The organism is Rhizobium sp. CCGE531 (assembly GCF_003627795.1).
Lineage (GTDB): Bacteria > Pseudomonadota > Alphaproteobacteria > Rhizobiales > Rhizobiaceae > Rhizobium.
In genome coordinates, this window is record NZ_CP032684.1 from 2019170 (window position 1) to 2031544 (window position 12375).

Genomic DNA, 12375 nt, shown 5'->3' on the forward strand with positions numbered 1-12375 from the left:
GCACCCATGAAACTCTTTCATATCGCATTGGCAGGCGCTTTGAGCCTTGCCGCCTTCGCAGGCAGCGCAATCTCGGCCGCGGCCGCCGATCTCCTGACGATCCAGCTCAAGGACGGCCCGGTCGTCATTCAGTTGATGCCCGAAGTTGCGCCGAAGCATGTCGCGCAGATCGAAGCGCTGGCAAAGAAGGGTGCTTACGACAACGTCGTCTTCCACCGCGTCATCGATGGCTTCATGGCCCAGACCGGCGACGTCCAGTACGGCAATGCGACGAAGGGCTATGATCCCAACAAGGCCGGCACCGGCGGCTCCGACTTGCCGAACCTTCCGGCCGAATTCTCGAAGGTTCCGTTCCAGCGCGGCACTCTCGGCATGGCGCGCGCTCAGGATCCGAACTCGGCCAATTCGCAGTTCTTCATCATGTTCGGCAACGGCGATTTCCTGAACGGCCAGTACACGGTCGTCGGCAAGGTCATCTCCGGCATGGAGCTTGTCGACAAGATCAAGCGTGGCGAAGGCCAGAACGGCGAAGTGAGCAATCCGGACAAGATGATCAAGGTCACTGTCACCAAGAAGTAATTTCACAGGCATGATTCCAAAAAGTGCGATGCGGTTTTTGGACAAGATCATGCCGAGGCCAGCGACATGATCCCGAAAGCACGATGCTGTTTCGGGATCATGTGCAATCAAGAAGAGAGAAGAGGAAACGAACATGGCTGAGATCAAGGATCCAGAAAACACCCTCATCCTGGAAACCACCAAGGGCCAGGTTGTCATTCAGCTTCTGCCGCAGGTCGCTCCCGAACATGTCGCCCGCGTCAAGGAACTCGCTCGCGAGAAGGCCTATGACGGCGTCGTCTTCCATCGCGTCATCGATGGCTTCATGGCGCAGACCGGCGACGTGCAGTTCGGCAAGCAGGGCAGCGAAACCTTCAATCCTGGCCGCGCCGGCATGGGCGGCTCCTCCAAGCCGGATCTGAAGGCCGAATTTTCCGCGACCTCGCATATACGCGGCACCTGCTCCATGGCCCGCTCTCAGAACCCGAACTCGGCCAACTCGCAGTTCTTCATCTGCTTTGCCGACGCTCCGTGGCTGAACAAGCAGTACTCCGTTTGGGGTCAGGTCATCTCCGGCATGGAAGTCGTCGACCAGATCAAGCGCGGCGAACCGGTGAAGGATCCGGATTCGATCGTATCCGCGCGGGTTGCCGCCGACGTCTGATCGTGATTATTCCTGAAACCCGCCTCTTGCGCTTATGGCGTGAGGGGCGGGTTTCGCTTTGCCTGAATGAACTGCCTGGACGACTTGAATGCGTGTTGACCTTTTCGATTTCGATTTGCCGGATGAGCGTATCGCGCTCAGGCCCGCCGAGCCGCGCGATAGCGCGCGCCTGCTCGTCGTCGATCCGAACAACGGCGCCAATACGCTGAGCGACCATCTGGTGCGGGATCTCCCATCCTTCCTGCGTCCTGGCGATGCCGTGGTCTTCAACGATACCAAGGTGATACCGGCGCAGCTGGAAGGCATTCGTCATCGCGAAGGTGCGCCCGGCCAGCAGGTCTCGGCGACCTTGCATATGCGCGCCGCACCTGATCGCTGGAAGGCCTTTGCCAAGCCCGGGAAACGCATCAAGACCGGCGATCGCATCCAGTTCGGTCATGGCGAAAATGTCTGCGCGCTCGGCTCGCTCGATGCAACGGTCGAGGAAAAGGGCGAGGGCGGAGAGATCACCCTGCGGTTCGATCTGTCCGGTCCGTCGCTGGATGAGGCGATCGCGGCGGTGGGTCATATTCCCCTGCCGCCCTACATCGCGGCGAAGCGCCCGGAAGACGAGCGCGATCGCGCCGATTACCAGACGATCTACGCGCGGGAAGAGGGCGCCGTCGCCGCACCGACCGCCGGCCTGCATTTCACGCCATCCCTGTTTGCAGCGCTCGATGACCTGGGTGTCGAACGGCATTTCGTGACGCTGCATGTTGGTGCCGGCACTTTTCTGCCTGTCAAAGCCGACGATACCGACGATCACAAGATGCATTTCGAAATCGGCTATGTCGATGCCCAAACTGCCGGCCGGCTCAATGCCGTCAAGGCGAGGGGCGGGCGCATCGTCTGCGTCGGTACCACGTCGCTGAGATTGATCGAAAGTGCCACCGCCGACGATGGTACCATCCAGCCCTGGCAGGGTGCCACCGGCATTTTCATCACGCCCGGCTACCGCTTCAAGGCCGTGGATATGCTGATGACCAACTTTCACCTGCCGCGCTCGACATTGTTCATGCTCGTATCGGCCTTTGCTGGCCTCGATGCGATGCGCGCGGCCTATACCCATGCTATCGAGACGGGCTATCGCTTCTATTCCTATGGCGATGGCAGCCTGCTCTACCGGAAAGACTAGGACGAAATGAGCGAGAGCTTTCAGTTTCAATTAAAGAAGACCGATGGCGGCGCGCGCCTCGGCGAAGTCTCCATGCCGCGCGGCACGATCCGCACGCCGGCCTTCATGCCGGTCGGCACGGTCGGCACGGTCAAGGCCATGTATCTCGACCAGGTGCGCGAAACCGGCGCGGATATCATTCTGGGCAATACCTACCATCTGATGCTGCGCCCGACCGCCGAACGTGTCGCCCGCCTCGGCGGCTTGCACGAGCTGATCCGCTGGCCGCACCCGATCCTCACCGATTCCGGCGGTTTCCAGGTAATGTCGCTGTCCGGCCTGCGGAAATTGGACGAGCAGGGCGTCACCTTCAAATCGCATGTCGATGGCAGCCTGCATCACATGTCGCCGGAGCGGTCGATCGAGATTCAAGGATTGCTCGGCTCCGATATCCAGATGCAGCTCGATGAATGCGTCGCCTTGCCGGCGACGCCGAAGGAAATCGAGCGCGCCATGGAAATGTCGCTGCGCTGGGCGGAGCGCTGCAAGACGGCTTTCGGCAATCAGCCCGGCAAGGCGATGTTCGGTATCGTCCAGGGCGGCGACGTCCCGGAGCTGCGCGTCCGCTCCGCGCAGGCGCTGAGCGGCATGGACCTGAAGGGCTATGCGGTCGGCGGCCTTGCCGTCGGCGAGCCGCAGGAGGTCATGCTGCGCATGCTCGATATCACCTTGCCAGAGCTGCCGACGGAGAAGCCGCGCTATCTGATGGGCGTCGGCACCCCCGACGATATCCTGAAATCCGTCGCCCGCGGTATCGACATGTTCGACTGCGTGATGCCGACCCGCTCGGGCCGTCACGGATTGGCCTTCACCCGTCGCGGCAAGGTGAATATCCGCAACGCCCGTCATGCCGAAGACATGCGCCCGCTCGACGAGCAGTCCAGCTGCCCGGCCTCGCACGATTATTCCCGCGCGTATCTGCATCATCTCGTCCGTGCCAACGAAGCGCTCGGCGGCATGCTGCTGTCCTGGCACAATCTCGCTTACTACCAGGAACTGATGCAGGGCATCCGCCAGGCGATTGCCGAAGGCCGTTTCGCCGATTTTATGGCCGAAACGCAGGAGAATTGGGCGAGGGGCGATCTCGAGCCGGTTTGATAGTCGATTGCGCCTGCTCCCGGCTTGCTTCGCTTGTCCGCAAAGCGATTTCACGCTATCGGGAATCGTCGGAAAAGGCAGGGTCGGTTTCGGTAAGCCCGACCCCTTCCATCAGGAAGTTCTGCTCCGCGCCATCGGCGTGAGAACCCACGACGCGGAACTTGGCCATGGTGGCCGAGTGTCCCGCGTTGACGTGGGCTTTTGACCGACATGTCTCCGCGGGAAAACCCCTGGAGCTGTCATGAGACTGAACCACCTCGATTTGCATGTGCCCGATGTCGGCGCGACCCGGGATTTTTTCGTTGCTGCATTCGGCCTGACCGAGGTCGAGACGCGCGGCGCGAACGGTCTGGCCATCCTGCACGATGATGCCGGCCTTGAGCTGGTCATTAGTCGCCCGGTCGAGAAATTCGGAGGCGCCGATACGCTTATGGTTGGCCGCAACACCTATCATATCGGCTTCATTCTGCCGTCCAGCGAGGCGGTCGATGCGCAGTATGAAAAGATCAAGGCGGCGGGCCACGAGATCTGGCAGCCGCCGGCTGCGATCCGTGGCGGATGGCTGTTTTACTGCTTCGCGCCGGGGCGAATCCTCATCGAGGTCGGATGGCGCCCAAGCGGTTAATCCGTTTGGTAAATCCTTTATTATCGATTGATTGCTATCCCTAACTGACGTCGTTTTGAATTGGCTGGAACGGGCTTGCCGCAGGCAATTTCTGTCTTCAGTCATGTCTCATAATGGGCTTTTTGACGATAAAGCATTGGGAAAAATAGCGAATCGGAATAAACGGTCCTTCCGCCATTGATGTATGTCATTGGCCGATTTGATTGCGTAAGGCTTGGAATTTCAAAAAAATCCGGCTAAAACGCATTCTCTTGATCGATAAGGGCTGTACTACCGAAAATAGGAGGCACTTGCCGTTGAGGGCGCAACGCAAATTCGGGGCATGTCTTTCAGGGCTATTGGTTGTCGGTCTGGCGGCCACCAGCTGCACGACGACGCAGAAGACGACCACCCCCAGCAAAACCACCAAGCCCATTCGTGGCGCGAAAGTGACATACAACTACACGACCAAGGACAAGGACTGTCTCGAACGCGCGATGTATTTCGAGTCGGAACGTTCCGATCCCAGCGGTTACATGGCTGTCGGATCGGTCGTGATGAACCGGCTGACCTCCGGCGCCTATCCGCCCACGATCTGTGGCGTGGTCTCCCAGGAAAAGCAGTTCGCTCCGGGTGTGATGACCAGGGAAGTCAAGGATCAGGCGAAGATCGATCTGGAATCCGCGGCTTCGGCTATCTTGCGTGGCGAACGTCATCCCCAGGTGAAGGACGCGATGTTCTTCCATACCGAAGGCCTGAGGTTCCCCTACGACAATATGCATTATGTCGCTTATGCCGGCGGCAACGCATTTTATGAGAAGCGTGGCCGGGATGGCGAATTGCAGACGCCTGCGCCGCTTCCGGCCTATGAGGTCGCGATGAATTACGTGCCCGCGCAAGGCGCGCCACAATCTCCGTTCGTACTGCCGGAAACGCAGCCGGCTTCGTCCGTTATGGCCTTCACGCCAGTCTCGAACCCGATGGTAACGATGCCGGCGACCGTCGCCATTCCGGCCGCGGTTCCCATCCCGACGCCGGCGCCGACGACCATGGCGATTTCGGGACCACTTTCGAATGATGACAACACGTTCACGAATACGCCGATGCCCGCATCGACGGTCGTCATTCCGCAGGCGCGACCGGAATTCGAAGGCAGCGCTTCGCCCAGAATTCGCGGCTAGTAACGCCTGGAGCGTCTCCAGGAAAGGTGTGCAGCGGTTTTCCGTACGGAATGCGTAAAAACAACCAAAGCTATCGAACAGCGCGTTTCTCCATGAGAGGCGCGCTGTTTTCATTCGGGGACATCGCAGCTGTTAGATGCCTTCGCTCGTCGCCGTTGAGAGGATCTGCACGCCATTGATCTTGTAGCTGCCATCAGGCTGACGGGTTATCTGATAGATCGCGGTCCAGTCCTTGTCGTCGGTGCCCGTGATCAGCACTTCCTGATAGACGACCGCGCCGTTGTCGATCGCGCGGCTCTTGCCGAAGGCATAGTTGCCGGGGTGGTAGACCGGCTGATAGCTCTTCTTCACCATGGCAAAGAAGCCGTCCTTATCCGGAAAGAGCGCCTTGATGCCAGGCGCCGCGAAGGAATAGGCCGTCGCCGCGTCATCGTGCAGAAAAGCTTCTATCTGTTGCTCGATGAGGCTCTGTGCCGTCTGCACCGGATCTTCCGCGTGAGCGGCCGGCGCGAAGGCGATGCAGCAGAGAAAAGCGGCTATGGAAAAAGCGCGCATGTTCGACCCCAGCCATATGGGAAGAGCATAGCGCGCTTTGATATCAAGCAGAAGCGGTTACTGCCAGCGGCGGAAGAGGGCGCTGGCATTGACGCCGCCAAAGCCGAAGCCGTTGGAGATCGCATAGTCCATGGCCATCGGCCGTGCAGTGCCGCCTACAATATCGATACCCTCCGCCGCAGGATCCGGATCCTGCAGGTTGCGGGTCGGAGGAGCGATCTGGTCGCGCAGCGCCATGATGGTGAAGATCGCCTCCATGCCGCCGGCGGCACCCAGAAGATGGCCTGTTGCGGCCTTCGTGCCGCTGACGGCAATAGCACCATCACGGCCGAAGACGGTCTTGATGGCTTCCATCTCGCCACGGTCGCCGACCGGTGTAGACGTCGCATGCGCGTTCAGGTGCTTGACCTCGGCCGGTGAAATTCGCGCTTGGGAAAGGGCGGCAAGCATCGCTCGGCGCGCGCCGTCGCCGTCTTCCGGCCCAGCGGTCATGTGATAGGCATCGGCGGCGGTGCCATAGCCGACGAGCTCGGCAAGCGGCGTGGCGCCGCGCGCCAGCGCATGGTCCAATGTCTCGATGACAAGCATGCCGGCGCCTTCGCCCATGACGAAACCGTCACGGCCATTGTCGAAGGGACGGGACGCTTCTTCCGGCCGATTGCTGAAGCCTGTCGAAAGCGCGCGCGCTGCGGCAAAGCCGCCAAGGCTTACCTTGTCGATGCAGGCCTCGGCACCACCGCAGATGGCGACATCGGCCTCGCCGGCGCGGATCAGCCGCGCGGCATCGCCGATCGCCTGGACGCTGGCGGCACAGGCCGTGACCGGTGCACCGAGTGGTCCCTTGTATCCGTAGCGGATACTCACCTGGCCGGCGGCGAGATTGACGAGGAAGGACGGGATAGTGAAGGGCGACAGGCGCCGGACGCCCTTTGTTTCGGCTGTGCGCACCGCATCGGCAATGGCCGGAAAGCCGCCGACGCCGGATGCGATCACCGTTGCGGTCCGCTCCAGATCACCAACGTCAGTCGGCTGCCAGCCAGCCTGAAGGATTGCTTCCTCGGCGGCCGCCATCGCGAAGAGGATGAAGCGGTCCATCTTCTTCTGGTCTTTGACGGGCACGTAGCGGTCGACGTCGAAGCCGGCTTCGGGGTCCTCCGCGATATCGGGGACAACGCCGCCGACCTTGGCGGCGAGATCGCCCACCATCTCCTCAGGCAGCAACCTGAGACCGGAGCGGCCCTCGATCAGCCGTTTCCAGCTTGCATTGACCCCCATGCCCAAGGGAGAAACCAGCCCCATGCCGGTAACGACGATACGATCCATGTCTTGCTCCTTTTATGTCAGGCGTCGAAGCCCAGAAACCATGCCTTCATCTGGGCGATGCGGTCATGAACCGCGTCATCGGCTGCCGGTCCGGGCACGAGGATCGTGTCTTCGGGTTGAAAGGCGTGGCCGGTGACGCGGTCGATGAGAAGCGGGTCGCGATCCCGGCCGGTATTGGCATCGGCAAGCCGCATGGCGACCTCTTCCGGAGGCAAATGCTGGTTGCCCCAGGTGAACAGCGCCATCAGCACGGGGAAGAAATCCCGGCCCTTGTCGGTCAGCACATATTCGTAGCGCGGCGGCCGCTCGTTATAGAGACGACGCTCGAACAGGCCTTCGTCGGTCAGATGCTTGAGCCGCCGCGTCAGGATGTTCGGCGCGACGCCGAGATTCCTCTGGAATTCATCGAAGCGGCGCAACCCTTGAAACGCATCACGCAGGATCAAGATGCTCCACCAGTCGCCGACGCTTTCGAGCGCGCGGGCGGCGGGGCATTTGAAGGCGCTGAAGCTGGTTCTTTGCATGGGCAGGGCAGATAGCATGAGTAACTAGCATTATGCAAGTTACCAAAATGCCCAATCTTCTAGCGCGAGATTTGGTCGTTTCGTGAGGGGCCGGGAATAATTTGAAAAGGCACCTCTGCGGCAAAGCGTCGGCGACCAAGACGAGACGCCCCGGCGGCTACTTGCTCACACGCACCTGATTTTTCAATACGGCGGTGCCTTGCGGACGCGCTGCTGCTTTGCTGCCTCGGTCCACCAGGCAAGATCGTCGGCAAAACGGGGAAAAGCGCGCGTAAGTGCATCGCCTCCGCTCCCGGTCGGTTTGCTGTCGATGTCCAATGCGGCGGATATATTGGCGATGGCAAGTGTGCTTGAGATGACGACCATTCCCATCTCGGAAAGGGTGCCATGCCAGGAGACCGCCACATGTGCGCCGGAAAGGCGGCCGCCGGAGTAGCTGGCAATTGCCGCCGGGCGCCAAAACCACTCCTCAAGGTAATGATCGGTCAGGTTCTTGAGGCCGGGTTGCATACCCCAATTATATTCGCCGGTGACGAAAACGAAGGCGTCGGCAGCCCGAATTTTCTCGGCAAGCGTCTCCATTGCCGGGGGCGCAGAACCTTTGGGATATTCCTTGTACATCCGATCGAGCATCGGTAGGCCAACGGCTTTCGCATCGATCAGCTCCACATCGTTTCCACGCTCAACCAGGCCGGTTACGAGGTAGTTCGCGAGACGGATGCCGACGCGATCCGACCGGTAGGAACCGTAGAGAACCAGAATACTGTCGGCCATTGGTGATTATGTCCTTACAGTTTTGCGCGACATGCTCTAGGTGCGCGACTCCACCGGCACCGAAGCGGAGACTTCCTCCTCCGGAATATCGTCGAAGGACGCATAGTTGAGGTTATAGAGCTTCGAATAGAGTTTGCCATTCGCCATAAGCTGATTGTGGTTGCCGCTTTCAAGCAACTGGCCGTTTTGAAGCACGATGATGCGGTCGGCTTCGCGGATGGTCGCCAGGCGATGGGCGATGACGAGGCCGGTGCGTCCCTCAAGCAGCTTCACCAATGCCTTCTGGATCAGCATTTCGGTGTAGCTGTCGATATTCGCCGTCGCTTCGTCGAGCACGAGGATCTTGGCGTCTGCGACGAGAGCGCGGGCGAAGCTGACGAGCTGGCGCTGACCGAGCGAAAGGCCGCCGCCACGCTCGCCGAGAACGGCGTCGTAGCCATCGGGCAGGCGCATGATGAATTCATGCGCGCCGACAGCCTTGGCGGCTTCGATGACCTCTTCGCGCGTCGCTTCCGCCTTGTTGTAGCGGATGTTCTCCAGCACCGTACCGGTGAAGAGGAAAGGCTCCTGCAGCACCATGGCGATCTGCCGGCCGAGCGAGTCCTGGGTGAGGGACCTTACGTCATGGCCGCCGACCAGCACCTGGCCCTGCTGGACGTCGTAGAAGCGATGGATGAGCGCCATCGAGCTCGACTTGCCCGAGCCCGTCGGGCCGATCAGCGCCACCGTTTCACCGGGATTGACCCTGAAGCTGACATTCTTCAGCACGGGATGCTCGGGATTATAGCCGAAAACGACGTCGCGGAATTCGACCGAGCCATCCATGTCGCGCGAAAGCTCGACAGCGTTTGGCGCATCCTTGATGTCGATCGGCACATCGAGCACCTCGGTCAGCCGCTGGCCGGACGCCATGGCGCGCTGCATGACCGAATATTGCATGGTGAGCGAGCGGATGGGGTCGAAGAAGCGCTGAATGTAGAACAGGAAGGCGACCATGATGCCGACATCGAGCCTATGGTTCAGCACCATCGAACCACCGACGATGATGACGATCGCCATCGCCATGCCGGTCAGCGTGTCGACGATCGGCACCATGATCTGGGCATAGCGCGCCGCCGTCAGATGCGTCTGGAGATTGGCATGGGCCTTGTCGTCGAATAGGGAGAAGTTGACGCCTTGCCGATGCATGCCCTGAACAGCGCGCACGCCGTGGATCGCTTCCGCCAGCGCGCCATTGGTGACGGAGTTGGTTTCATGCGCGTTCATGAAGGCGACGCGCGCCTTCGGCAGCCAGAACAGCCGCACGATGAAGAGGATCGGCATGACGGAAAGCGTCAGCAGGCCGAGCCGGAAATCGAGCGACAGCATGACGATGACGATGCCGAAGAGCAGGGCTATGTCGCCGACGGAAAGTACGGACGTTTCAAGGAATTCCTGCATGGAGTTAACGTCGCCCTGCAGGCGCGACATCAAGCGTCCGACTTCCGTTTTGTCCATGAAGGACAGCGAGACGCGCTGCAGATGCGCAAACATCGCACGGCGTATGTCGAACAGCACCTCTTCCGCGACTTGGCCGACATAGGTTTCCTGCACATAGCTCGCGCCGTAATTGACGAGGATCGCCGCCGCGAAAATGGTCAGGGACAGCCACAGCGCCGAGTAGTCGATGGCGCCGGGTGCCATCGCCTTGTCGATCGCATGGCGGATGACAAGCGGTATGACGATCTGCGATCCGGTGAACAGCAGAACGGCCGCGACCGAAATATAGATCTGGCGGTGATAGGGGCTGACGAAGGCCCAGATGCGGCGAATGATCTTGGTGTCGAAGACCTTGCCGAAGATTTCCTCTTCCACCCGGTGCGAGCCGACCACGGCTCGGGGAGGGCGTCGACCATCCTCGCGCACGTCATTGCGCTCGGTTTCGATGATTTCCGACATTGTCAAACCTCCCTTTTCGCCCTTTCGAGCGTGCCGCCGCTGGATGTCCTGAGGACATCGTCCTCCGGGCGAACCTGCAGATCGTAAAGCGCCTTGTACCGCCCTCCCGCGGCCAGCAGCTGCTCATGGGTGCCACGCTCGACGATCTCGCCATCCTCGATGAAGAGAATCTGGTCGGCATGCATCAGCGAACTCAGCCTGTGGGCGACGATCAGCGTCACCCGATCCCGCGCAAAGCGCTTCATGGCGCTGCGGATACGCTGCTCCGTCGCCGCGTCGATCGCCGCCGTGGAATCGTCGAACACCATCACGGCCGGCTTCAGCATCAACGTGCGGGCGATCGTCAGGCGTTGGCGCTGGCCACCGGACAGCGATACGCCGCGCTCGCCGACAACCGTGCCGTAGCCGCCCGGCAGGCCGAGAATGTAATTATGCAGCTGTGCCGACTCCGCTGCGCGCTCGATGCGGGTTTCCTTTGCCCAGGGGTCACCATAGGCGATGTTGTTCTCGATGCTCGTCGTGAACAGGAAGGAATCCTGCTGCACGACGGCAACGTTCTGCCGCAGCGATTGCAGCGTCGCCTTGCGGATATCCTGGCCGTCGAGTGTGATCTGTCCGGCCGTGACGTCGTAGAAGCGCGGAATGAGGTGGGCGATGGTGGACTTGCCGCTGCCGGGCGGGCCAACGATCCCGATCGTCTCGCCGCGCTTTGCCTCGAAACAGATATTCTTCAGCACCGGCCGTGTTTCCGAGCCGGGATAGTTGAAGTCGACATTCTCGAAACGCAACGTACCGTCGGCCACGACAAGCGGCTTGGCATCCGGCGCGTCCTTGATGGGGATATCGAGATCCAGCAGCGCAAAGAGGCGTGATCCGCAGGTCGACGCGCGCGCAAAAGCATTCACCATCAGGCCGAGCTGGCGCACCGGCATCTGCAGGATGGTCATGAAGGTCAGGAACGAGGCCAGCGTGCCGACGCTGATCTCGCCCGCGATAACCTTGAGGCCGCCAAGCCAGAGCACCAGTCCCATCGACACGAAGAAGGAGAGGTTCATGGCGCTGGTATTGACGACGCGGATGCCGACGCGCTTATGGGCGAGGGACAGCGCGTTGTGCGAAGCACGGTCGAACTTCATGAGTTCGTGCGCCTGCGCGGCGAAGGCGCGAACGACGCGGATGCCGCCGAGATTTTCCTCCATCACGCGCGTCAGTACCGAGAGCCGTTCCTGCAGGTCGAGCCATGTCGAGCGCAACCGCAACTGCGTGGCGGAAGAGCGCCATGCGACGAAGGGCACGAAGCTCAGGGCCAGCAGGCCAAGCGCCACATCGGTCGAAAGCAGCATGTAGGCGCCGACGCCGATCAGCATGGTCAGCAGCACCATGCGCACCAGCGCGGTCGAGAAATACATGCGCACACCTTCCAGATCGAGCAGCCCGACGGTGATGAGATCGCCGGAATGGGCCTTGTCGTGGAAGCTGAAGGAGAGCTGCTGGATCTTCTCGTAGCAGGCGAGGCGAAGCTCGTAGCCCATATGGTGGCCGACGGACTCGCTGTAATAGTTCTGCACCATCGTGAACAGGCCGCGCAGGATGCTGACGACGAGCAGCAGCAGGGCGGTCGTCAGCAACGCATTCTCTGCGATCTGGCCGGCGGCACCGCCAGCAACCGCCGTTTGTGTCTGGTCGACGGCTCGCCCTAAAAGCCTGGGGATCGTCAACTGCAACGTTGCAGCTACAAAAGTAGCCCCTATGGCAAAGCTTGTCTGCCAGGGGTGGCGCAGCGTCATATGGGTGATGCGAACGATCGTCGACAGGCCTTGGCCCCAGCCGACCGCGTTGATATGCGCGCGCGAAACCAATGGCCGCGCCGCGCTTCTTGATGAATCGCTGCTCACGCTTTTATCCAGGCATGTTTAAACGAGGCGGGCCCGCAGACGGGTTCG

At 60.9% G+C, this 12375-nt stretch carries 12 protein-coding genes; 6 read left to right on the top strand and 6 right to left on the bottom strand.

From position 1 onward, the window contains the following. Nucleotides 1–6 precede the first annotated feature (6 nt). The 6 genes from CCGE531_RS09795 (at nucleotide 7) to CCGE531_RS09820 (ending at nucleotide 5318) form a co-directional block, all read left to right on the top strand. Nucleotides 7–579 carry a peptidylprolyl isomerase gene (locus CCGE531_RS09795; protein ID WP_120663976.1) on the top strand — a complete coding sequence of 191 codons (573 nt, stop codon included), beginning with the start codon at nucleotides 7–9 and terminating at the stop codon, nucleotides 577–579. A gap of 133 nt (nucleotides 580–712) precedes the next feature. After that, entirely contained in the window at nucleotides 713–1222 is a 510-nt protein-coding gene (locus CCGE531_RS09800; protein ID WP_120663977.1) for a peptidylprolyl isomerase, read from the top strand. An 88-nt stretch (nucleotides 1223–1310) separates the two neighbouring features. Next, a complete protein-coding gene (queA, locus tag CCGE531_RS09805; RefSeq protein ID WP_120663978.1) occupies nucleotides 1311–2396 on the top strand; it encodes a tRNA preQ1(34) S-adenosylmethionine ribosyltransferase-isomerase QueA in 1086 nt (361 codons plus the stop codon). A 6-nt stretch (nucleotides 2397–2402) separates the two neighbouring features. Then, nucleotides 2403–3533 carry a tRNA guanosine(34) transglycosylase Tgt gene (gene tgt / locus CCGE531_RS09810; protein ID WP_120663979.1) on the top strand — a complete coding sequence of 377 codons (1131 nt, stop codon included), beginning with the start codon at nucleotides 2403–2405 and terminating at the stop codon, nucleotides 3531–3533. A gap of 241 nt (nucleotides 3534–3774) precedes the next feature. Beyond that, nucleotides 3775–4158 (top strand): VOC family protein, encoded by a 384-nt coding sequence (locus CCGE531_RS09815; RefSeq protein ID WP_120663980.1) that lies wholly within the window; start codon nucleotides 3775–3777, stop codon nucleotides 4156–4158. Between the two features lie 296 nt (nucleotides 4159–4454). Next, nucleotides 4455–5318 carry a cell wall hydrolase gene (locus tag CCGE531_RS09820; protein WP_120663981.1) on the top strand — a complete coding sequence of 288 codons (864 nt, stop codon included), beginning with the start codon at nucleotides 4455–4457 and terminating at the stop codon, nucleotides 5316–5318. A gap of 132 nt (nucleotides 5319–5450) precedes the next feature. Here the strand turns inward: CCGE531_RS09820 and CCGE531_RS09825 are convergent, their stop codons facing one another. The 6 genes from CCGE531_RS09825 to CCGE531_RS09850 form a co-directional block, all read right to left on the bottom strand. Beyond that, nucleotides 5451–5873 (bottom strand): DUF4864 domain-containing protein, encoded by a 423-nt coding sequence (locus tag CCGE531_RS09825; RefSeq protein WP_120663982.1) that lies wholly within the window; start codon nucleotides 5871–5873, stop codon nucleotides 5451–5453. A gap of 57 nt (nucleotides 5874–5930) precedes the next feature. Next, the gene (gene fabF / locus CCGE531_RS09830; RefSeq protein WP_120663983.1) at nucleotides 5931–7196 is read right to left on the bottom strand and encodes a beta-ketoacyl-ACP synthase II; all 1266 of its coding nucleotides are present in this window, start codon (nucleotides 7194–7196) and stop codon (nucleotides 5931–5933) included. Nucleotides 7197–7213: 17 nt separating this feature from the next. After that, a complete protein-coding gene (locus tag CCGE531_RS09835) occupies nucleotides 7214–7720 on the bottom strand; it encodes a helix-turn-helix domain-containing protein (RefSeq protein ID WP_120663984.1) in 507 nt (168 codons plus the stop codon). Between the two features lie 183 nt (nucleotides 7721–7903). Next, on the bottom strand, nucleotides 7904–8494 hold the full coding sequence (locus CCGE531_RS09840) for an NAD(P)H-dependent oxidoreductase (RefSeq protein ID WP_120663985.1): 591 nt from the start codon (nucleotides 8492–8494) through the stop codon (nucleotides 7904–7906). Between the two features lie 36 nt (nucleotides 8495–8530). Then, nucleotides 8531–10432 (bottom strand): ABC transporter ATP-binding protein, encoded by a 1902-nt coding sequence (locus CCGE531_RS09845; RefSeq protein ID WP_120663986.1) that lies wholly within the window; start codon nucleotides 10430–10432, stop codon nucleotides 8531–8533. Between the two features lie 2 nt (nucleotides 10433–10434). Next, entirely contained in the window at nucleotides 10435–12327 is a 1893-nt protein-coding gene (locus CCGE531_RS09850) for an ABC transporter ATP-binding protein (protein ID WP_120663987.1), read from the bottom strand. Between the last annotated feature and the right edge of the window lie 48 nt (nucleotides 12328–12375).

Bases quoted from the DNA above. Each gene is read 5' to 3' on its own strand.
- CCGE531_RS09795 (WP_120663976.1), top strand. From the start codon at position 7: ATGAAACTCTTTCATATCGCATTGGCAGGCGCTTTGAGCCTTGCCGCC.
- CCGE531_RS09800 (WP_120663977.1), top strand. From the start codon at position 713: ATGGCTGAGATCAAGGATCCAGAAAACACCCTCATCCTGGAAACCACC.
- queA (WP_120663978.1), top strand. From the start codon at position 1,311: ATGCGTGTTGACCTTTTCGATTTCGATTTGCCGGATGAGCGTATCGCG.
- tgt (WP_120663979.1), top strand. From the start codon at position 2,403: ATGAGCGAGAGCTTTCAGTTTCAATTAAAGAAGACCGATGGCGGCGCG.
- CCGE531_RS09815 (WP_120663980.1), top strand. From the start codon at position 3,775: ATGAGACTGAACCACCTCGATTTGCATGTGCCCGATGTCGGCGCGACC.
- CCGE531_RS09825 (WP_120663982.1), bottom strand. From the start codon at position 5,873: ATGCGCGCTTTTTCCATAGCCGCTTTTCTCTGCTGCATCGCCTTCGCG.
- fabF (WP_120663983.1), bottom strand. From the start codon at position 7,196: ATGGATCGTATCGTCGTTACCGGCATGGGGCTGGTTTCTCCCTTGGGC.
- CCGE531_RS09835 (WP_120663984.1), bottom strand. From the start codon at position 7,720: ATGCAAAGAACCAGCTTCAGCGCCTTCAAATGCCCCGCCGCCCGCGCG.
- CCGE531_RS09840 (WP_120663985.1), bottom strand. From the start codon at position 8,494: ATGGCCGACAGTATTCTGGTTCTCTACGGTTCCTACCGGTCGGATCGC.
- CCGE531_RS09845 (WP_120663986.1), bottom strand. From the start codon at position 10,432: ATGTCGGAAATCATCGAAACCGAGCGCAATGACGTGCGCGAGGATGGT.